The organism is Rouxiella badensis (genome assembly GCF_002093665.1).
Classification (GTDB): Bacteria; Pseudomonadota; Gammaproteobacteria; order Enterobacterales; family Enterobacteriaceae; genus Rouxiella; species Rouxiella badensis.
The window spans coordinates 183,112-204,661 of record NZ_MRWE01000002.1; the positions used below are offsets into that span (position 1 = coordinate 183,112).

A 21,550-nucleotide genomic window follows, 5' to 3' on the forward strand; every position below is an offset into this window, starting at 1 on the left:
AGTAAGAGACTTTCCAACCTGGAAGGGTATTGTTTATGGTTACACGACGTAACTTTCTCGCTTATACCTCATTTTCGATGGCCCTCGCGGCGCTGGGGCTGACGCCGGAGGCGCTGGCCGCACAACGGTTAAAACTTGGCAAGGTCAGCGCATTCAGCTTCGAATGGCTGGTCCAGCTGGCCGAAACGCAGGCAAAAAGTCCGTTTATCCCCCCCGAAACGGTGCCCGAAAATATCCTGGCCAACATAAATTACGACATCTACCGAAAAATTATTTATAACCCTGACTATGCGCTTTTCGGCAAAACCGCGAGCCGCTTCCCGGTGACTTTTTTTAGCGTTAGCGGTCTGCATCACACGCCGGTGAAAATGTCGGTGGTGGAAAACCATCTTGCGCAGGAAATAATTCAGGACATTGGTTACTTCAGTCTGCCCAACAAGACGCCGGGCGTTTTACCTAAAATTAAAGGCAATGTGTTTACCGGTTTTCGCGTTTTGGAGAATCAACAGGTATTAGAAACCCATCCCGACAAAGACTGGGTGTCGTTTCTGGGGGCGTCTTATTTTCGCGCGGTAGGCGAGCTGGGGCAGTTTGGTTTATCGGCGCGTGGCATTGCCATCAATACCGTCTATAACGGCGAGCCGGAGGAGTTTCCCGACTTTACCCATTTCTGGTTTGAAACGCCCGAAGGTGACAGTAATCGTCTGGTGGTTTATGCGCTGCTCGACGGACCCAGCATTTGCGGCGCCTATCGTTTTGTTCTGCAACGTACCAAGGGCGTGGTGATGGACGTCGATTGCTCGCTGTTTTTACGGCGTGACGTCGGACGATTTGGCATCGCGCCGCAGACCTCGATGTTCTGGTTCTCAAAGATAGCTAAAGGCTCGGCCTCCGACTGGCGGCCTGAGGTGCACGACTCGGATGGATTAGCGCTCTGGACCGGGCACGGTGAACATCTCTGGCGGCCGCTGAATAATCCGCTGCAAATACAGGTCTCGGCGTTCAGCGATAACAATCCACGGGGCTTTGGGCTGATGCAGAAGGAGCGTAATTTTAACGCCTATCTCGGTTCGGTCGGCTATGAGCGTCGCCCCGACCTGTGGGTTGAAACGCGAGGCGAATGGGGCGAAGGCTCGGTCCAGCTGGTCGAGATCCCGACCGACGACGAAATCTATGACAACATCGTCGCGATGTGGGTGCCCAAAGAGCCTGCCGTTGCGGGGAGTCAGCATCAGTTCAGCTATCGCCTGCACTGGCTGGCCGACGAGCCCTTTCCCTCATCGTTGGCACGCTGTGGCGCAACGCGCCTGGGCAGAGGCGGTAATCCGGGGGCATATCCGCCGTCAGGCGTGCGCAAATTTATGATTGAATTCAGCGGAAAGGTGCTGGATGAACTTCCCGTCGACGCCAAACCTGAGGCCGTACTGTGGGCTTCACGCGGTAGCTTCGACGGCGTTAAGGTCGAGAAGTCTCCGGGCGACAACAAGCGATGGCGTGCGTTCTTTGATTTGCATTCGCAGGGTAAAGAACCGGTCGAACTGCGGCTGTACCTGAAAAACGCGGAGAAGACGCTCTCGGAAACCTGGATTTACCAGTATCTGCCGTTCGAGTCTTCTCCGAGGCCGTTACAGGGAATTTAGCATCCACGGCAAGGGGTTGATGATGATGCAAAGATTTAACGCAGAGATTACCAGCGAACCAGCCCGTTGATGGGCACGCGGGTGAGAACCTGTTGCAAAGACTCGCCGTCGGGGAAGAGAAGCTCCGGGGCGATTTCTGCCAGCGGATAAAGCATGAACTCGCGGTTCTTCATGTCGTAGTGCGGCACGGTGAGACGCTCGGTGGCATAAATCTCGTTGCCGTAAAGCAGCATATCGAGATCCAGTGTGCGCGGTCCCCAGCGTTCGGCTTTACGCACCCGGCCCTGATTTTGCTCAATCGCCTGAGTATAGTCGAGCAACTGATGGGCTGGCAGCTGAGTATCCAGCGCGACCACGGCATTGAGATAATCCGGCTGGTCCTGCGGGCCAAGCGGTTTACTGCGGTAAAAAGAAGAAGCCTGAACCAGGTGGGTACGAGGAATGTGCGCCAGCGCCTCCAGCGCACAGTTAACCTGGTCTACAGGCTGGGCAAGATTACTGCCCAGCGCGATGTAGACCCGAATCATTGACCGCTACCCGCGCGTGGTGCACGTTTGCGGGGACGACGTGTGCGGTTACGGCGCGGTGGCGCGTCATCGCCCAGCGTGCCCAGCATGTTCTTCTGCGACGCCGGTGTCGCCTCCTGGAACTCGCTCCACCATTGCGTCAGGCTTTGCAGCTCACGATGCTGCTCAACTTCGGCGCGCAGCGCCAGCAGGTCGAATGCAGCGCGGAACTTAGGATGTTCCATCAGCTTGTGCGCGCGCTTGCCTTGACGACGAGACAGACGCAGTTGCAGAGACCAGATATCGCGCACCAGCGTAGTGATGCGTTTTGGAATAGCCAGAGAACGGCACTGCTCGTCGAGCACGTCGTTCATCGCCAGTGAGAAGGCGTCGTAATAAGTCAGTCCGCCTTCCTGCGCCAGTTTCTGCGCATGTTCGATAACCGGATACCACAGCATCGCCGCGAACAGGAATGCCGGATTCACCCGCATGTCGTTATGCAGACGATGGTCGGTGTTCTTCAGCACCTGATCCAGAATGCGTTCCATCGGGCTGTCACCGCCCTCGGTGAACTGGCGGGCAATCAGTGGGAACAGTGGCTGGAACAGCTGATATTCACGCAGCAGCTCAGCGGTTCTGAAACCGTAGCCCGCTTGCAGCAGCTTGAGGGATTCTTCAAACAGACGCGCCGGAGGAATTTCCTGCAACAGGGTCGCCAGACGAGGAATAGGCTCGGCGGTTTCCGGGCTGATGGTCATGTCCAGCTTGGCGGCGAAGCGCACGGCACGCAGCATACGTACCGGATCTTCACGGTAACGCGTCTCAGGATCGCCAATCAGGCGAATCACGCCTTCTTTCAAATCTTTCAGGCCGCCGGTGTAGTCGCGCAGCGTAAAGTCAGAAATTCCGTAGTACAGGCTGTTAATGGTGAAGTCGCGGCGCTGAGCATCTTCTTCAATTGAACCAAAGATGTTGTCGCGCAGCAGCATACCGTTCTGAGCCTGCTGGGAAAGATTCTTGTCGTCGGTTTCCTGCACCTGTTCGTGGTGTCCACGGAAGGTCGCTACTTCGATGATTTCCGGGCCAAACATGACGTGGGCCAAACGGAAACGACGGCCAACCAGACGGCAGTTGCGGAACAGTTTACGGACCTGCTCTGGCGTCGCGTTGGTGGTAATGTCGAAGTCTTTCGGTTTCTTGTGCAGCAGCAGATCGCGAACGCCGCCGCCGACCAGATAGGCCTCATACCCTGATTTATTCAGGCGATAGAGCACCTTCAGCGCGTTATCGCTGATGTCTTTGCGTGAAATATCGTGGCCGTCGCGCGGGATAATCGTCATGTCGCCAGACGATACATCGCTTTGTTTGCTCACGTGTTTTTGCTGTGGCTGCTGCGTGCGCGGCGATTGACGCGGTGCAGTGCGTCTTTCACGAACTTCTGGCGCTTTAGCCTTCACCTGTTCAACGTCAGGGGAAGTAATGGGATCGCGGTGGCCTTTATCATCATGAACGGGCGTCTCTTCACGACTGATTTTATCTTCACGAACTAGCACCTTACGGCAAAAATTGGCTACTCGGGTAAAAATGGTACACCTCGATAGTGTCGGATAAGAATGGCGCAACTTAAAAACAGCGGCTAATCATAGCTCACACGGGCAAATCGTGGAACTTTTTCCAACGACCAATGCGTTACTGCCCAGCGTAATAATAAAGGCAAAGTTAAATCCTGCCAGCTTTCTGGTACAGATTGCCCTAAAAATAACATTGTTTGCACAATTACCGGCCGCGGATCGCCGTCGGGTAGCGCTGGAGCATGATTTTGCTTGGAGAGTTTGTCGCCGTTGGCATTAAGTGCCAAAGGTAAATGAACGTAACCTGGCGCTGGCAGACCCAAATGCTGATACAGTGACAGTTGTCGCACCGTCGGCGCAATCAGGTCAGCGCCGCGTACGATATGGTTGACGCCCTGAAAATGGTCGTCGATCACCACCGCCAGATTATAGGCAAACAGCCCGTCGCGGCGGCGGATAATAAAATCTTCTTCTGCCAGTCCGGCATCAGCAATAAATTCGCCCTGTAGCTCGTCGTGAAAGCGCTGAACCGGCAAGGTTTGATGCAAACGAATCGCTGCATTCTCCGGGCCATGACCTGCACAACGGCAGTGGCCGTCATAGGTGCCACCGAGCTGAGAGATACGTTGGCGCGTACAGGTGCAGTAATAGCTTTTACCCTGCTGATGCAGCCATGCCAGCGTTTCTCGGTAGGCCTCGTGTCGCTGTGACTGCCAGACCACCTCGCCGTCCCACTCTAGCCCGTACTGCTCGAGCTTGGCCAGAATTCGACTTGCGCTGCCTGGGACTTCTCGCGGTGGGTCGAGGTCATCGATACGCACATGCCATTGTCCACCCTGTGAACGGGCGTGCAGATAGCTACCGAGTGCGGCAATCAATGAACCAAAGTGGAGGTCGCCTGAAGGCGAAGGAGCGAAACGACCGATATAGGGAGATGAGATAGACATGGCGAGGAGAGCGCGGTGTGCAAAAACACACCGCGTGAGTTCCCGTAACTTAGCCGGCCATCTGCTTTTCGCGGATTTCTGCCAGTGTTTTACAGTCGATGCACAAGTCAGCGGTTGGACGTGCTTCAAGACGGCGGATACCAATCTCTACGCCACAGGATTCACAGAAACCGAAATCCTCGTCTTCCACTTTTTTCAACGTTTTCTCGATCTTTTTAATCAGCTTACGCTCGCGATCGCGGTTACGCAGTTCCAGGCTGAACTCTTCTTCCTGAGTGGCACGGTCTGCCGGGTCAGGGAAGTTTGCTGCTTCTTCCTGCATGTGCGTAACGGTACGGTCGACTTCATCCCTGAGCTGATTGCGCCATGCTTCAAGAATCTTTTTGAAGTGGTCCAGCTGGGCGTCGTTCATGTACTCTTCGCCTGGCTTCTCTTGATACGGCTCCACCCCAGCGATGGCGAGAATGCTCAGGGACGAGGTTTTACGGGTTTTCCCTTCTTGCATGATGCTTCTCCTACATAACACGCACTATCGATCCCCAACGGGGGGAAAAAATCAGGCCGCTATAAATACCAGAAGGTGGCGAGGTTGGCAATTATTCATCACAGCCTATTGACAAGCCTGTGAGAGAAAGCGTATTCGCGACCAGCGGTTTTGGCTGCTGACGACTTCAATTTGGGTACATCACACATCGATTAATAAACAGGCTATCGACCTGGAATGACCAACGGTAGCCGCTCTGTGAGTTGCATTCCCTCAGCAGAGAGTTCGGCACCATAACACATCACTTCGACACCGTTTTCCTGCACCTGCGTCAATAATTCTGCGTAGCGGGGATCAATATGGTGTGCCGGAGCCACACTTTCAATGCCTGAATGCAATACTGCGAAAAAAAGTATCGTTCGTTTACCTTGTTCCGCCATTGATTGCAGTTCGCGTAAATGTTTCTGACCACGCAGCGTCACTGCATCTGGGAAATAACCACATCCTTGTTGCAGCAGCGTGACAGATTTTACTTCAATATAGCATTCGGGACGGTTTTCCGCCTGCAATAACAGATCTATACGGCTGTTCTCTGTGCCATAGCGAACCTCAGCGCCGAGTTTACTGTAACCGGATAATTCGGGTATGCGCTGTTGCTCAATTGCTTCCCGCACGAGCTGGTTGGCGCGCAGGGTGTTGACGCAGATCCAATGCCCGTCCTGCGTTTCAGACAATTCCCAACTGTGGGCATACTTTCTTTTCGGGTTATCTGACGTGGAATACCAGACGGTATCACCGGGCGTTGCGCATCCGGTCATGGCACCCGTATTCGCGCAGTGTAGCGTAAGTTCGCGCCCATCGGCGGTGACGACATCGGCGAGAAAACGTTTGTAACGTTTGATAAGCGTTGCCGGTTGAAGCGGCGGAAAGAATTGCATCAAATCGGCTCTCTGATTAGCAAGGGGATGACGCGACCAACGGCCAGCTTTGCAGGCACTGATAGCGGGTGCGTCCCTGATGATACTGGGACTCGTAAAGACTGAATTCGTTAGCATCGAGCTGCCACTCAGGCGTCGAGGCGGGCAATGCCACCGGACGCGTTGCGCCGCGCAGCAGGGAAACGTGGGGATGAAACGGCAGCGTTGACTGATAACAACCGTTGCGCGCAGCGTGTGAGCGCAGCAGGGAGGCCAGTTGCAGGAGCGCAAGCGGTGCACGTCGAGTGCCTAGCCAGACAACGCCCGGGCGCGGCCAGTGGCCCAGGTCGTCAAGCGTTAAACTAAACGTCGGTGACGTTATGCGGGAAGCAATCCCGCTCAGCACCCTGGCCTTAGCGTCGCTGACGTCGCCCAGAAAGGCCAGCGTCAGATGAAGATTGGCCGCCGCAACAGGACGCCCCGCCTCGGCCTCAAAACTGTCGGCGCGCCACTGTATCACCTGCTTTTGCAGCTTGGTCGGCAAAGGAAGGGCGAAAAAAAGGCGGCGTGATTCAGACATGATTTTTCCTTGAGGGTAAGGTTACTGAACGCGGCTACATACCGGCAGTAAGGCTAAATGCTACAATTCATCCCGGTCTGCGACAATTTTTTCTATTACAATGCCGGCCCTGAATACTGAATCATCAATGGAGAATCTGTGTCTTTACTGCCCGTCGGTGCCGTTTTGAACCAAGTTATTGCCGCGCTGCAACAGGCGCAGCAGGTGTTATTGCATGCGCCCACCGGAGCCGGTAAGTCGACCTGGTTACCGTTGCAGATTCTTAAGTCCGGCCTGTTTCCAGGAAAAATCTTGCTGCTTGAGCCTCGCAGACTGGCGGCAAAGAGCGTGGCCTATCGTCTGGCGCAGCAGCTTGGTGAACAACCGGGGCAGACTGTCGGCTACCGCATGCGCGCCGAATCAAAGACCAGCGCGGAGACGCGCCTCGAGGTGGTCACCGAGGGAATTTTAACCCGCATGGTGCAGCAGGACCCCGAGCTTGCCGACTACTCGCTGGTTGTTCTCGATGAATTCCATGAACGCAGTTTGCAGGCCGACCTTGCGCTGGCGCTGCTGCTCGACGTGCAGCAGGGGCTGCGTGAAGATTTGCGGTTGCTGATTATGTCGGCGACGCTCGACAACGCCCGCCTGTCGCCGCTGCTGCCTGACGCGCCGGTCATTATCTCTGAAGGCCGCAGTTTTCCGGTCGAGCGCCATTATCTGCCGCTCGCCAGTCATGAGCGTCTCGACGAAGGCGTTGCGCGTATCGTCAGCCGTCTCATGGCCGAGAATAGTGGCTCGATGCTGCTATTTTTACCCGGCGTGGCGGAAATCACCCGTACGCAAAATCTCCTGACCGGACGGCTGAGCGACGACGTCGATCTCTGTCCGCTTTACGGTGCGCTTTCGCTGGAACAGCAGCAGAAAGCGATTCAACCTGCGTCGACCGGTCGTCGCAAGGTGGTGCTGGCGACCAACATTGCCGAGACCAGCCTAACTATTGAAGGCATTCGGCTGGTGGTCGACAGCGGTCTGGAGCGCAGCGCGCAGTTTGACGCCCGCAGCGGGCTGACGCGGCTTGTCACGCAACGCATCAGTCAGGCGGCGATGACTCAGCGTGCAGGGCGCGCTGGGCGTCTCGAGCCGGGACTGTGCTGGCACCTGTTCAGTAAAGAGCAGGCCGAGCGTGCCGCTGCGCAAAGCGAAGCGGAAATTCTACAAAGTGATTTAAGCGGTCTATGGCTGGAGCTGTTGCAGTGGGGATGTCAGGATGCTTCGCAGCTGACGTGGCTCGACGCGCCACCGGCTATCGCGCTCAAGGTCGCGCAGCGGCTGCTGAGCTCGCTGGGCGCGATAGACGACGAGGGCAAACTTACCCCGGTCGGGCGTTCTATGGCACAGATTGGCTGCGAACCGCGTCTTGCGGCGATGCTGGTGCAGGCCGAGCGCCAGGGGGCTGACGCGCTCGCCACCGCGGCGCTGCTGGCCGCCATTATTGAAGAACCTCCGCGTGGGGGGCAGCCGGATATCGACTACTGGCTTAGCCGACCGCAGCCGCACTGGCAGCGTCGTGCCCGTCAGCTCAGTCAGCGACTTTCGCGCAGCAGCGGACAGGTTGATGCCTCGCTTGCTCCCTGGCTGCTGGCCTCGGCGTTCAGTGACCGTATCGCCGAGCGACGCGGGCTCGATGGCCGTTATCAACTCGCGAACGGTTTGGGCGCCTCACTGGCGCAGGACGATGCATTAACCCGCGCTCCCTGGTTGGTCGCGCCGCAGCTGTTGCAGGGCAATAACAGCCCTGATGCACGCATTCTGCTGGCCATCACGCTGGACGCTTCTCAGCTTGCCGCGCGGCTACCCAAGATTGTTAAAGAGCAGACCGCCGTCGAATGGGACGAAGAAAAAGGGACCCTGCGCGCGTGGCGACGCTGGCAGGTTGGGCGTCTGGTGTTGAAGGCGCAGCCGCAGGCTAAACCGGCGGACGAAGACCTACAGCAGGCGCTGCTTGAGTGGGTGAGAGCGCAGGGGCTTCAGGGGCTGACCTGGTCAACGGCGGCCGAACAGCTGAGGATTCGCCTGATGTGCGCCGCGAAATGGCTGCCGGAAATCAGCTGGCCAGCGATGGATGACGCAAGCCTGCTCGATAACCTCGAGCAGTGGTTGCTCCCGTCGCTCAACGGCGTTCGCAGCCTGCGTGCGTTACAGCAGATTGATCTGGCAGAGGCATTGCTGCGCCTGATGAGTTGGGATCAACGTCAGCGTCTTGACGCTAATTTACCCACCCATTACAGCGTCCCGACTGGCAGTCGGCTGGCAATCCGCTATCATAGCGACCAGCCACCGGCGCTGTCGGTGCGTTTACAGGAGATGTTTGGAGAGCAACGCAGCCCGATGCTGGCCGAAGGCCGCGTCGCCGTGGTGCTAGAACTGCTTTCCCCAGCACATCGGCCTTTGCAAATAACCCGTGATTTGGCCGCCTTCTGGCAGGGCTCCTATCGCGAGGTTCAAAAAGAGATGAAGGGCCGATACCCTAAACACCCGTGGCCGGATAATCCCGCCGAGGCGTTACCCACGCGTAGAACCAAGAAATACAGCTGAATTTTCAGACCTTTCTTCTATGCAGGATGAAAGGCCAGGAACAGAGTAAGCGCCAGTTTCGACACAGCTCTTATTTTAAAAAACATTTTTCAAATAACCGCAGTAAATAGCATCCGGCATTTTTTTATAAGTCGGGTCTGATGGAGATTAAGTATGTCTGGCGATGATCGCGAGCCGATTGGCCGTAAAGGCAAACCGTCACCCCCTAAGCCCAAGCGCGGGCGCCCCGTGCGCCGTAGCCGTGACGACGAAGAAGAGACCCGTTATAGCTATCAGGGCGATGATGAACAGGACGATGATGACGTTAGTAGAAATGCAGCACCTCAGGAGTCACGCATGACTCCCCGTAAAACTGCCAAGGGCGGCAAGGCTGGCAACGGCAAGAAGCCGCGTAAAAAACGCCGCTGGTTTGGTCTGCTGATCAAGCTGTTTATCATCTTCGTGGTATTGATGGCCGCCTGGGGCGTTTATCTCGACTCCGAAATTCGTGGGCGTATCGACGGCAAAGTCTGGCAGCTGCCTGCCGCCGTCTATGGCCGCATGGTGACGCTGGAGCCGGGCACGCCGTATACTGAAAAAGAGATGATTAACCTGCTGGAAGGGACGCAGTATCGTCAGGTTACGCGCATTACTCGTCCGGGCGAATTCAGCGTGAAGGGCGGCAATATCGATTTGCTGCGCCGCCCGTTTGACTTCCCAGATGGTAAAGAAGGTCAGATCAACGCGCGTCTGATTTTCAAAGGCAATCAGCTTGCCGAAATCAAGAACATGGACAACAATCGCGACTTCGGGATTTTCCGCCTCGATCCGCGTCTGATAACCATGTTGCAGTCGCCAAACGGCGAGCAGCGCCTGTTTGTTCCGCGTTCCGGCTTCCCGGATTTGCTGGTGCAGACGCTGATTGCCACCGAAGACCGCCACTTCTACGAGCATGACGGCATCAGCCCATATTCTATCGGTCGTGCGTTCGTGGCTAACCTGACGGCAGGACACGCGGTACAGGGCGGCAGTACGCTGACTCAGCAGCTGGTTAAAAACCTGTTCCTGACCAATCAGCGCACCCTGTGGCGTAAGGCGCGCGAAGCCTATATGGCTATCCTGATGGACGGTCGCTACAGCAAAGACCGCATCCTTGAGCTTTACCTCAACGAAGTGTATCTGGGCCAAAGCGGTTCAGATCAGATTCGTGGTTTCCCGCTGGCCAGCCTTTACTACTTCGGCCGTCCGGTTGACGAGCTGAGCCTTGACCAACAGGCGCTGCTGGTTGGGATGGTAAAAGGGGCTTCGCTGTATAACCCGTGGCGTAATCCGAAGCTAGCGCTCGAACGTCGTAACCTGGTGCTGCGTTTGCTGCAGGAGCAGGGGATTATCGATAAAGAGCTGTATGACATGCTCAGCGCGCGTCCTCTTGGCGTGCAGCCGAAAGGTGGGGTGATTTCACCACAGCCGGCGTTCATGCAGATGGTTCGCCAAGAGCTACAGCAGAAACTCGGCGATAAAATTACCTCGATGTCCGGCGTGAAGATCTTCACCACCCTGGATCCGATCGCTCAGGACGGCGCAGAGAAAGCGGTAGAAGAAGGTATTCCTCTTCTGCGTAAGCGCAGCGGCTTTAACGACATTGAAACAGCGATGGTCATCGTTGATCGCTACACCGGCGAAGTGCGTGCGATGGTTGGCGGAGCGGAAACGCAGTTCGCCGGCTTCAACCGTGCGATGCAGGCGCGTCGTCAGGTCGGCTCACTGGCTAAGCCAGCGACTTATTTGACCGCGCTGAGTGATCCGAACAAGTATCGTCTGAACACCGTACTTGCCGACCAACCGCTGTCTATCAAACTGTCGAACGGCCAGACCTGGTCACCGCACAACGATGATAATCAGTTCCGTGGTCAGGTACTGTTGGTGGATGCGCTGGCGCGTTCGATGAACGTGCCCACCGTGAACCTCGGTATGGCGGTCGGACTGGACAACATTACCAAGACGCTGATCAACCTGGGTATTCCTAAAGAGTCGTTGAGCCAGACGCCATCTATGCTGCTGGGTGCGATTGCCCTAACGCCGATGGAAGTGGCTCAGGAATACCAGACAATCGCCAGCGGCGGTAACCGGGCGCCATTGTCGGCGGTTCGCTCGGTCATTGCCGAAGACGGCACCGTGCTGTACCAGAGCTATCCACAGGCGGAGCGCGTTGTTCCCTCCGAGGCGGCTTATCTGACGATGTACGCGATGCAGCAGGTGGTGGCAGAAGGAACCTCACGCCAGCTGGCGGTGAAATATCCGAAGCTGCATCTGGCGGCGAAAACCGGTACTTCCAACGAACTGCGCGACAGTTGGTTTGCAGGGATTGACGGTAACCAGGTGGCGATTACCTGGGTAGGACGCGACAACAACGGTCCTTCCAAACTGTGGGGTGCGACCGGTGCGCTACAGCTTTACAGCCGTTATCTCGGCAACATCACGCCAATGCCGCTGGACCTGCAGGTCCCAGACGACGTGAGCATGATGAACATCGATGACAGCGGTAACTTTATCTGTAACAACGGCGGCGGTGTGATGACCGGCGGCGGGTTGCGCGTGATTCCTGTATGGACCGACAATGCTCAGCAGCTGTGCCAGGCCTCTCAGGCGGCGGCTTATCAGCAGCAGCAACAGCTTTTGCAGCAACAACAGCAGCAACAGCAACAGGGCCAACCGCAGGGTCAGCCGCAACAGCAGCAGCCTCAGGACAATCAAAAGGACAGCAACGGTGTTGCAGGCTGGATAAAAGACATGTTCGGCTCAAAATAGGGCTGACAGGGCTATTTTAGGCCAAGTCATTAACAGCAACTTCCTGATTTATAAAGCGCGATGAAAATCGCGCTTTTTTTTATTCTTTTTCCGACCGGCCCTTACGGCTTTACTTATCAGGTATCAACTGCTTGCTTGACCCTAAACATTGCAGGGACGGCTTTAATTTGCCCGCAGGCCGCCAAAAGTAAATGCCCTTGCAGTTTCCTTACCGTTCCGCATATCATGCGATGTTTATAATAATAATTATCGTTTCTATTCCCATTCAAACATCTCCAGAGAATAATAATGGCACTTATGCGTACGTCTTCAGTGAAAAACTGCCCAATACTTTTTATTCCTAACAAACTCGCGTTAACCGTGGCCGCCGCGTTAGCGGGCTTTGCTTTTCAGGCTTCTGCCGCCCAAACCACGGCCAATGCGTCAAAAAACGACACCATCACTGTGGTTGGCGATAGCGCATCGAACGTGGTTCAAGAGTCTGCCTGGGGACCTGCGCCCACTATCGTAGCCAAACAAAGCGCGACGGGGACCAAGACCGATACGCCAATAGTCAAGACACCCCAGTCTATTTCGGTCGTGACCCGTGAAGAGATGGACACGCGCCAACCGACCACGGTCAAACAGGCGCTGAACTATGCGCCGGGCGTTTTCGCCAGCCGCGGTAGCTCAAACACCATCGACGCGGTCGAAATTCGTGGCTTTACCTCGGTGAATACTAATCAGTATCTGGATGGCATTAAATTACAGGGGGACAACTACTCTGAAGTCGCGATGGACCCTTACATGCTGGAGCGCGTAGAGCTGCTGCGCGGCCCGTCTTCCGTTTTATACGGTAAGAGCAATCCGGGTGGCGTCATTGCCATGGTCAGCAAGCGTCCAACTACCGAGCCGCTGCACGAAATCCAGTTCAAGATGGGCAACGATAACCTCTATCAAACCGGTTTCGACTTCAGTGACGCCATCGACGACGCGGGCGTTTGGTCCTATCGTTTGACCGGCGTGGCGCACAGCCAGGATTCACAGCAGGAGATGGCGAAAGAAAAACGCTATTCCATCGCGCCGTCGTTCAGCTGGCGTCCAGATGATAAAACCGAATTCACCTTCCTGAGCAACTTCCAGAACGACCCGTATCTGGGCTTCTATGGCTGGTTGCCGCGCCAGGGGACCGTGGTCCCTTATTACGATGCTGCGGGCAATGCGCACAAGCTGCCAACCAATTTCAACGACGGTGAAGCGGTCAACAAGATGTCGCGCAACCAAAAAATGGTGGGCTACAGCTTCAGTCATGAATTCAACGATACCTGGACCGTGCGCCAGAACCTGCGCTACACCAAGCTGCAAACGCAGTACATCGGTTTCTATGGTACGGGCTACACTGCACCGGGCACGCTTAACCGCGCCTATGTGCAGTCCAACGAGAACCTGAGCAACTTCGACGTGGACACGCAGGCGCAGGCTAAGTTTGCCACCGGCGCTGTCGATCATACGCTGCTGTTGGGCGTTGATTACATGCGCATGCGCAATGACATCGATGCGGACTACGGCACCGCGTCTGACCTGGATATGCTGGCCCCGCAGTATGGCAACGACAAGAGCAATCTTTACTACGCCTACAACATTTTGAATCGCCAGGAGCAAACCGGCCTGTATGCGCAGGATCAGGCAGAATGGGACCACTGGATCCTGACCGCAGGGCTTCGTTACGACATCGCTAAAACCTCAACGCTGACGCGTAGCACCAACGATACCGCGGCGATTACCGATCACCGATTCACCTGGCGCGGCGGTCTGAACTACCTGTTTGACAATGGAATTTCACCTTACTTTAGCTACAGTGAGTCGTTTGAACCGACCCCAGGCGCGACGGCCGATGCCAAGCCGTTCAAACCGTCCGTCGGCAAGCAGTATGAAGCTGGGGTAAAATACATCCCCAATGACCGTCCAATCAGCCTGACCGCCGCGGTCTATCAGCTGACAAAAGACAATAACCTGACTGCTGACCCTGTAAACCTAGGTTTCAGCGTACAGTCTGGCGTGATCCGTTCTCGCGGCGTCGAGCTGGAGGCCAAGGCGGCCGTTAATGCCAACGTTAACGTCACCGCGTCTTACACCTTCACCGACGCGAAATACACCCACGATTCGGAATATCAGGGTCAGCGTCCGGTTGAAGTGCCGCGCAACATGGCGTCACTGTGGGCCGATTATACCTTCCATGAGTCTGCGCTTAGCGGTCTTACGGTGGGTTCCGGTGTCCGTTACGTTGGCTCGACGTCCAGTTTCTACACCACTGGCGATAACACCAATAAACCTTTCAACGTGGCGAGCTATGCACTCGTTGATGCACTGGTGAAATACGATCTGGGACGTTTTGGCCTGCCGGGCTCCTCCGTCGGTGTCAATGTCAACAACCTGTTTAACCGCGAGTACGTTGCCAGCTGTTATCGCGACTATGCCTGCTACTGGGGATCTGACCGTCAAATCGTCGCGACGGCCACCTTCCGCTTCTAACGGGTTTTCTTCGTAAAACATAGCCGGGTACAGGCCAATGCCGTGCCCGGTTAACGTAACGATAGGCCACAAATGAAAACTGCCAATGTAGAACCACCACAGGGGCTTACCGACAGCGTTTATCGCCTCGATCGCGTAAGTTTCACCGTACCGGGACGCACCTTGCTGTCACCGCTTTCTCTAACCTTTCCGCAGGGGAAAGTCTGCGGGCTGATAGGCCACAACGGTTCCGGTAAATCTACACTGCTTAAGATGCTGGGCCGACACCAGCCTGCCACCTCCGGGCAGGTGCTGTTGAATGAAAAACCGGTCGAACGGTGGGAAAGCAAGGCCTTTGCCCGTCAGGTGGCGTACCTCCCGCAGCAGCTTCCCGCCGCAGAAGGCATGACGGTGCAAGAGCTGGTGGCTATCGGCCGCTACCCGTGGCACGGCGCTTTGGGGCGTTTTCGTTTGCAGGACAGAGAGAAGGTCGACGAGGCCATCGAACTGGTCGGGCTTAAGCCTTTTGCCCAACGTCTGGTTGACAGTCTCTCTGGCGGGGAACGTCAGCGCGCCTGGCTGGCGATGATGGTGGCACAGGATAGCCGCTGCCTGCTGCTCGACGAACCTACCTCCGCACTGGATATCGCTCATCAGGTTGAAGTACTGGCATTAATTCAACGCCTTAGTCACCAAAAAGGCCTCACCGTCATCGCCGTATTGCACGATATCAATATGGCCGCACGCTATTGCGATCGCCTGATGGCGTTGCGCGGCGGAGAGATGATTGCCGAGGGCAGCCCGATCGAGATGATGCAGGGGGACGTGCTGGAAAAAGTTTACGGCATTCCGATGGGAACGCTGCCTCATCCCGCAGGCGGAGCACCGGTCAGTTTTGTCTACTGAATCCGCTTCTTACTTGAAGCCGCAGCGGCGCTTTCTGCGCTCACTTACCCGAATCGCATACATGAGTAAGCGCATCGGGTTTCATTCACTTGCAATCTTGTTGCAACTCCAATTAATGTGCGGATTGGTCAGGAATGATTGATTTTAATAACTTATCCCGCCGTCGACTGTTACAGGCGATGGCGCTGGCTCCGCTGATGTTCGCTTTTCCTGCGTTGAGCGCCTCCCCGAATTCGTCAAAAGGTCATACCGACCTCGACCGTATCATTGCTCTCGAGTGGCTGCCTGTCGAACTGCTGATTGCACTCGGCGTTATGCCGATGGGCGTCGCGGATATCCATAACTACGGCCTATGGGTGAAAGAGCCGCAGCTTGCGCCGTCTGTCATTGAGATAGGGCAGCGCACCGCGCCCAATATGGAATTGATGCAACAGATGAATCCGTCGCTGTTGGTGATTTCTCAGGGCTATGGTCCGAAGGCCAGCCAGCTCGAGTTAATTGGCCCGGTGCTAAGCGTCACGGCCAACGATGGTTCGGGGCATCCGCTGCAACAGGCCATTCATTCGCTGAATAAACTGGCCGATTTTCTCGGTTTGCAGGACCGGGCCGAACGACATCTGGCGCAGTATCAGCAGGTGCTGACGCAGACTCGCGAGAGCCTGAAATCAGCCGCCGAACGGCCGGTGCTGTTGTTCTCGTTTCTTGATAAACGCCATGTGCTTATCTTTGGTGAAGGCAGTCTGTTGCAGGAGGTGATGAGCGACGTGGGACTGACCAACGCCTGGAACGGTGAGCGTAACTACTGGGGCAGCGTGACCGTTGGTATCGAGCGACTGGCGTCGATTAACAACGCTCGTGCCCTGTGCTTTGACCACGGCAGCGAAGGCATACTGGCCGAAGTGGCGAAAACCCCGCTGTGGCAGTCGCTGCCGTTTGTCCGTCAAAACCAGCTCAGCGTTGTGCCCGCCGTCTGGTTCTATGGTGCTACGCTTTGCGCCATGCGTTTTTGCCATATTTTATCGGCAACTCTTGGGAAGCCCGTATGAACCGCCGTTCCGTTAGCCAGACGCTGGTCCTGTTAATTTCGCTCACCTTTGTCTGTGCTTTGCTTAGTCTTTATAACCTGTATCAACAGCTGCCCTTCGCCCAGTGGCGCGAGGCGCTGTGGCAGCCAAATATCGATAATGTGGGTCAGATGCTGTTTCATTACAGCCTATTGCCGCGCTCTGCGGTGGCGCTGTTGGCCGGAGCCGGTCTCGGGCTGGCGGGCCTGCTGTTTCAGCAGGTGTTGCGTAATCCGCTCGCCGAACCCTCGACGCTCGGCGTCTCTGCCGGAGCGCAGCTTGGGCTGACGGTCGCGACGTTGTGGAGCTTGCCCGGTGGTGAAGTGACTCAGCAGTTCGCGGCGATGGCCGGAGCGATTGTGGTTGGCGGGCTGGTGTTTGGCATTGCCTGGGGCAAAAGAATGTCTCCGGTCACGCTTATCCTCGCGGGTCTGGTGGTTGGCCTTTACTGCGGCGCGGTGAGCAGTTTGTTGGGGTTATTTAACTATCAGCAGCTGCAAAGCCTGTACCTGTGGAGCACCGGTTCGCTTAACCAGCAGGACTGGAGCACGGCGGGTTTCCTGCTGCCGCGCGTGGTGGGGGTCTGGCTGCTGGCATTTGTGCTGCAACGCCCAATGACGCTTTTGGGGCTGGACGACGGCGTTGCCCGTAATCTGGGGTTAGGGCTGTCGGCGGCGCGGCTGGCAGTGCTCGGATTGGCCATTTTGCTCAGTGCCCAGTTGGTCAATGCGGTGGGAATTATCGGCTTTATTGGCCTTTTTGCGCCGCTGCTGGCAAAAATTCTCGGCGCGCGTCGCCTGAAATCGCGGTTGATTCTGGCTCCGCTGCTGGGTGCCTTGCTGCTGTGGCTTACCGACCAAATCGTCATGTGGCTGTCCGGCGTCTGGTTTGAGGTCTCGACCGGCGCAGCAACGGCGCTGGTTGGCGCGCCTATTCTACTGTGGCTGCTGCCGCGTCTGCGCACCCACGCCGTGCCGCCACCGATGAATCAGGGCGACCACATTCCCAAAGAACGTCAACATCTGCTGCGCTGGATGGTGCTGGCGGCCGGGCTAATGCTGGCAGGTCTTGTGGTGGCATTCTGCTTTGGGCGCAACGCACAGGGCTGGCACTGGTCGATGGGACATCCGCTCGATCTGCTGCTGCCGTGGCGTGGGCCGCGCATCTTTGCTGCACTGGCAGCGGGGGCAATGCTGGCGTCTTCCGGGGTGATAATCCAGAAGCTGACCGGTAACCCGATGGCCAGCCCGGAAGTCTTGGGGATTAGCTCCGGTGCCGCGTTTGGCGTGGTGATAATGCTGTTTCTGGTGCCTGGCGATGCCTTTGCATGGTTACTCCCGGCGGGGAGCCTCGGGGCCGGATTGACGCTGCTGGTTATCATGCTTATCTCGGGATTTCGTCAGTTCTCACCGGAGCGCATGCTGCTGACCGGCGTGGCGTTAAGCACCGCCTTCAACACTGTTCTGGTCCTGCTGTTGGCCAGCGGCGATCCGCGCATGGGTGACCTGCTGTCGTGGATATCTGGCTCGACCTATGCGGTGACGGCAGAACAGGCGTGGCGCACGGGCATCATTACTGTGATGTTGCTGCTGCTGGTGCCGCTGTGTCGCCGCTGGATGAGCATCTTGCCGCTCGGCGGTGTGACGGGGCGTTCGATGGGGGTGGCGTTGGTGCCCACCCGCATGGCGCTGCTGGCATTGGCGGCGGTCATGACCGCACTGGCGACGTTATCGGTAGGGCCGTTGAGCTTTATTGGGCTGATGGCTCCGCACATGGCGCGCATGCTCGGCTTCAGGCGGGCAATGGCTCAATGGATGGTGGCCAGCGTGTTGGGTGGGTTGCTGATGGTGCTGGCAGACTGGTGTGGACGAATGATTTTCTTCCCGAACCAGATCCCGGCCGGGCTGCTGGCGACCTTTATCGGCGCGCCATACTTTATCTATCTGCTGCGTAAACAGGCGTCATAAATCAGCATTAACTCAGCGCGTAATCAGAAAAAAATCAGGGCCGGCAGGGTATTAATCCCTTGCCGGCCCTGAATGCTAAGCGTAAAAGTAATTAAAGTTTAGCGAAGCTGCGGCGTGCTGCATCCAGAGTGTGCTGAATGTTTTCCTGGCTGTGAGCCAGAGACATAAAGCCAGCTTCAAACGCTGACGGTGCCAGATAAACGCCTTCTTCCAGCATCAGGTGGAAGAACTTTTTGAAACGCTCAACGTTTGACTGCATCACGTCCTGATAAGAAGTGACGGCCTCCAGCTCGGTGAAGAACAGGCCAAACATGCCGCCGACGTGGTTAACCACAAACGGAATATTTTCGGCCGCCGCCGCCGCCTTCAGGCCTTCGGCAAGCTGAGTGGTCAGCTCGGTCAGTTTCTGGTGAACGCCAGGCTGAGAAACCTCGGTCAGACAGGCCAGACCGGCTGCCATGGCGATAGGGTTACCGGACAGCGTACCTGCCTGATAAACCGGGCCGGTCGGTGCCAGCGCCTGCATGACTTCATGACGACCGCCGAACGCGCCCACCGGCATACCGCCGCCGATGATTTTACCCAGGCAGGTCAGGTCAGGCTTCACGCCGTAGTATTCCTGAGCGCCGCCCAGCGCCACGCGGAAGCCGGTCATCACTTCATCGATGATAAGCAGTGCGCCAAACTCGTCACACAGGGCACGCAGGCCGGGCAGGAACTCAGGCAGTGGCGGCACGCAGTTCATGTTGCCTGCGACCGGTTCAACGATGATACAGGCCACGTCGTCCGGATATTGTTCAAACACCGCACGGACAGAATCCAAATCGTTATAGGTACAGGTCAGCGTGTGCTTGGCGAAGTCAGCAGGCACGCCCGGTGAGTTCGGCTGGCCTAGCGTGAGTGCGCCAGAACCGGCTTTTACCAGCAGGCAGTCAGCGTGACCATGATAGCAGCCTTCAAACTTGATGATTTTGTCACGATGGGTGAAACCGCGTGCCAGACGAATAGCGCTCATGGTGGCCTCAGTACCGGAGTTCACCATGCGAACCATGTCCATGCTTGGCACCAGTTCAGTGACCAGACTGGCCATTTTGACTTCCATCTCGGTCGGCGCGCCGAAGCTTAGGCCGCGCTGCGCCGCTTCGATAACCGCATCGCGGATAGTGGCATTGTTATGACCCAGCACCATCGGACCCCATGAGCCCACGTAGTCGATATAAGCCTTACCGTCCGCGTCATATAAAAATGCACCGTCAGCGCGTTCGATGAACAGTGGAACACCGCCCACGCCGTTAAACGCGCGCACCGGCGAGTTCACGCCCCCGGGGATCAGCGTTTGTGCTTGGGTAAATAGACTTTCTGACTTACTCATTGAGAGGCTCCTGGATTTTTGTGCAGCCAGATACGGGCTGTACGAGCAAAATTAGTCATGTGAAAAAGCCGCTTCGCGGGCGACCTTGCGATAGGCTCTATTCTAGAGAACATGGCGTCGTTATGAAATGTTTGCAGGTGAGCAATTCGGTTAAGAAAGATATTATGCATCTTCAAATCATGATTTGTATGATTAAATCTTTACCCCGAATCCTTTTGCCAATCACTGAAAAGAGCACCATGAGCGAATCTTTAGACCCGAGGCCCGCCGCAGCTGGCCTTCCGACCCGCAGACGCCCTAGCGAAGTTCTGCGTCAGTTTTTGCGTCGCGACAAGACGCCGGTGGCTATCCTTATCGTCGCGGCACTGGTGGGTATCGTCGCGGGCCTGCTCGGCGTGGCCTTCGAAAAGGCCGTCGATTGGGTGCAGCACGTCAGGCTCTCCGGGCTTGGCACGGTCAGCGGACACGTCTGGTTGCTTTGGCCATTGACCTTTATCGTCTCGGCGCTGCTGGCAATGGTCGGCTACTATTTGGTGCGGCGTTTCGCGCCGGAGGCCAGCGGGTCGGGCATTCCCGAGATTGAGGGGGCGCTGGAAGAACTGCGACCGGTTCGCTGGTGGCGAGTGATTCCGGTGAAGTTTGTGGGAGGCATGGGCACGCTCGGCGCAGGCATGGTGCTTGGGCGAGAAGGGCCAACGGTGCAGATGGGCGCTAACCTCGGCAAAATGCTGGCGGACATTTTCCGCATGCGCAGCGCCGAAGCGAGGCACACGCTGTTGGCCACCGGCGCAGCGGCCGGGCTTTCCGCCGCCTTCAACGCACCGCTCGCCGGGATCCTGTTTATTATCGAAGAGATGCGCCTGCAGTTTCGCTATAGCCTGATTTCGGTTAAAGCGGTGTTTATCGGCGTTATCATGTCGAGCATCGTTTATCGGTTATTTAACGGCGAGAGGGCGGTGATTAACGTCGGCGTGCTTGCGAATGTCTCGCTGCAAACCTTCTGGCTTTATCTGGTGCTGGGGATGGTGTTTGGTATCGTCGGCGTCCTTTTTAACGCGCTGATTTTCCGTATGCAGGACCTGTTTGCCCGCCTGCACGGAGGGCGTTTGCCGACTATCCTGCTGATTGGCGGTTTGCTTGGCGGCATGTGTGGCCTGCTGGGGCTCATCAAACCTGAGGCGGCGGGCGGTGGCTTTGGCCTGATCCCCCTGGCCGCTGCGGGGACTTATTCGCTCGGCGCGCTGCTGTTTATTTTCATTGCTCGCGTCGTGACGACCCTGCTGTGCTTCTCTTCGGGTGCACCCGGCGGTATTTTTGCGCCGATGCTGGCGCTCGGCACCTTGCTCGGTACCGCATTTGGCATGGCCGCGGCGGCGATGTTCCCAGAATACGGCATTCAACCCGGTACCTTTGCGATTGCGGGCATGGGGGCTCTGTTTGCGGCGACGGTACGTGCACCGCTGACCGGTATCGTTCTGGTGCTCGAGATGACTGAAAATTATCAGCTGATCCTGCCCATGATTATTACCTGTCTTGGCGCAACGCTGCTGGCGCAGTTTCTTGGCGGTAAACCCTTGTATTCTGCTTTGTTAACCCGCACTTTACAGAAGCAGGAACGCGAGCAGGCTGAGCAGGCCGCACGTACGGCGTCGCAGAGCAGTGAGAGCACGGTTTCACAAAAATAACCGCAAAAATTAGCGGGACGGCGTGACGAAAACGGCTCATACTTGAATCTGAGATAC

The 21,550-nt window shown here is 56.6% G+C and carries 15 protein-coding genes; 8 read left to right on the forward strand and 7 right to left on the reverse strand.

Features of this window, described 5'->3' with window-relative positions; genetic code table 11:
- Positions 1-35: 35 nt before the first annotated feature.
- Positions 36-1,640: an OpgD/OpgG family glucan biosynthesis protein gene (locus BS640_RS02085; protein WP_017489980.1), complete on the forward strand. Its 1,605-nt coding sequence runs from the start codon at positions 36-38 to the stop codon at positions 1,638-1,640.
- A gap of 47 nt (positions 1,641-1,687) precedes the next feature.
- Here BS640_RS02085 and folK read toward each other — a convergent pair whose 3' ends face one another.
- From folK to thpR, 6 genes are all read right to left on the reverse strand, one after another.
- A complete protein-coding gene (gene folK / locus BS640_RS02090) occupies positions 1,688-2,167 on the reverse strand; it encodes a 2-amino-4-hydroxy-6-hydroxymethyldihydropteridine diphosphokinase (RefSeq protein ID WP_017489981.1) in 480 nt (159 codons plus the stop codon).
- A complete protein-coding gene (gene pcnB, locus BS640_RS02095; RefSeq protein ID WP_376783556.1) occupies positions 2,164-3,732 on the reverse strand; it encodes a polynucleotide adenylyltransferase PcnB in 1,569 nt (522 codons plus the stop codon). Before pcnB ends, folK begins: the two co-directional genes overlap by 4 nt.
- Before the next feature lie 50 nt (positions 3,733-3,782).
- Entirely contained in the window at positions 3,783-4,664 is an 882-nt protein-coding gene (gene gluQRS, locus BS640_RS02100; protein WP_017489983.1) for a tRNA glutamyl-Q(34) synthetase GluQRS, read from the reverse strand.
- Positions 4,665-4,713: 49 nt separating this feature from the next.
- On the reverse strand, positions 4,714-5,169 hold the full coding sequence (gene dksA / locus BS640_RS02105) for an RNA polymerase-binding protein DksA (protein ID WP_017489984.1): 456 nt from the start codon (positions 5,167-5,169) through the stop codon (positions 4,714-4,716).
- Between the two features lie 203 nt (positions 5,170-5,372).
- Complete coding sequence (sfsA, locus tag BS640_RS02115) at positions 5,373-6,086, reverse strand: DNA/RNA nuclease SfsA (RefSeq protein ID WP_017489985.1); 714 nt, start codon at positions 6,084-6,086, stop codon at positions 5,373-5,375.
- 16 nt (positions 6,087-6,102) lie between these two features.
- Positions 6,103-6,645 (reverse strand): RNA 2',3'-cyclic phosphodiesterase, encoded by a 543-nt coding sequence (gene thpR / locus BS640_RS02120; RefSeq protein WP_017489986.1) that lies wholly within the window; start codon positions 6,643-6,645, stop codon positions 6,103-6,105.
- A 138-nt stretch (positions 6,646-6,783) separates the two neighbouring features.
- Here thpR and hrpB point away from each other — a divergent pair, with 138 nt between their 5' ends.
- From hrpB to fhuB, 6 genes are all read left to right on the forward strand, one after another.
- A complete protein-coding gene (hrpB, locus tag BS640_RS02125; protein WP_084911742.1) occupies positions 6,784-9,222 on the forward strand; it encodes an ATP-dependent helicase HrpB in 2,439 nt (812 codons plus the stop codon).
- A gap of 153 nt (positions 9,223-9,375) precedes the next feature.
- Positions 9,376-12,009, forward strand: coding sequence for a bifunctional glycosyl transferase/transpeptidase (gene mrcB / locus BS640_RS02130; RefSeq protein WP_084911744.1), 2,634 nt, complete (start codon positions 9,376-9,378; stop codon positions 12,007-12,009).
- 288 nt (positions 12,010-12,297) lie between these two features.
- The gene (gene fhuA, locus BS640_RS02135) at positions 12,298-14,520 is read left to right on the forward strand and encodes a ferrichrome porin FhuA (protein WP_017489989.1); all 2,223 of its coding nucleotides are present in this window, start codon (positions 12,298-12,300) and stop codon (positions 14,518-14,520) included.
- Between the two features lie 72 nt (positions 14,521-14,592).
- Positions 14,593-15,405, forward strand: a complete 813-nt coding sequence (gene fhuC, locus BS640_RS02140; RefSeq protein WP_017489990.1) for a Fe3+-hydroxamate ABC transporter ATP-binding protein FhuC — start codon at positions 14,593-14,595, stop codon at positions 15,403-15,405.
- A gap of 134 nt (positions 15,406-15,539) precedes the next feature.
- Positions 15,540-16,451: a Fe(3+)-hydroxamate ABC transporter substrate-binding protein FhuD gene (fhuD, locus tag BS640_RS02145; protein WP_084911746.1), complete on the forward strand. Its 912-nt coding sequence runs from the start codon at positions 15,540-15,542 to the stop codon at positions 16,449-16,451.
- Positions 16,448-18,436 carry a Fe(3+)-hydroxamate ABC transporter permease FhuB gene (gene fhuB / locus BS640_RS02150; protein ID WP_017489992.1) on the forward strand — a complete coding sequence of 663 codons (1,989 nt, stop codon included), beginning with the start codon at positions 16,448-16,450 and terminating at the stop codon, positions 18,434-18,436. Before fhuD ends, fhuB begins: the two co-directional genes overlap by 4 nt.
- 91 nt (positions 18,437-18,527) lie before the next feature.
- On the opposite strand, the gene hemL is transcribed toward fhuB, so the two are convergent.
- A complete protein-coding gene (gene hemL / locus BS640_RS02155) occupies positions 18,528-19,808 on the reverse strand; it encodes a glutamate-1-semialdehyde 2,1-aminomutase (protein ID WP_084911748.1) in 1,281 nt (426 codons plus the stop codon).
- Positions 19,809-20,047: 239 nt separating this feature from the next.
- On the opposite strand from hemL, the gene clcA reads away from it, so the two are divergent.
- The gene (gene clcA, locus BS640_RS02160; RefSeq protein ID WP_084911778.1) at positions 20,048-21,493 is read left to right on the forward strand and encodes a H(+)/Cl(-) exchange transporter ClcA; all 1,446 of its coding nucleotides are present in this window, start codon (positions 20,048-20,050) and stop codon (positions 21,491-21,493) included.
- Positions 21,494-21,550 lie beyond the last annotated feature (57 nt).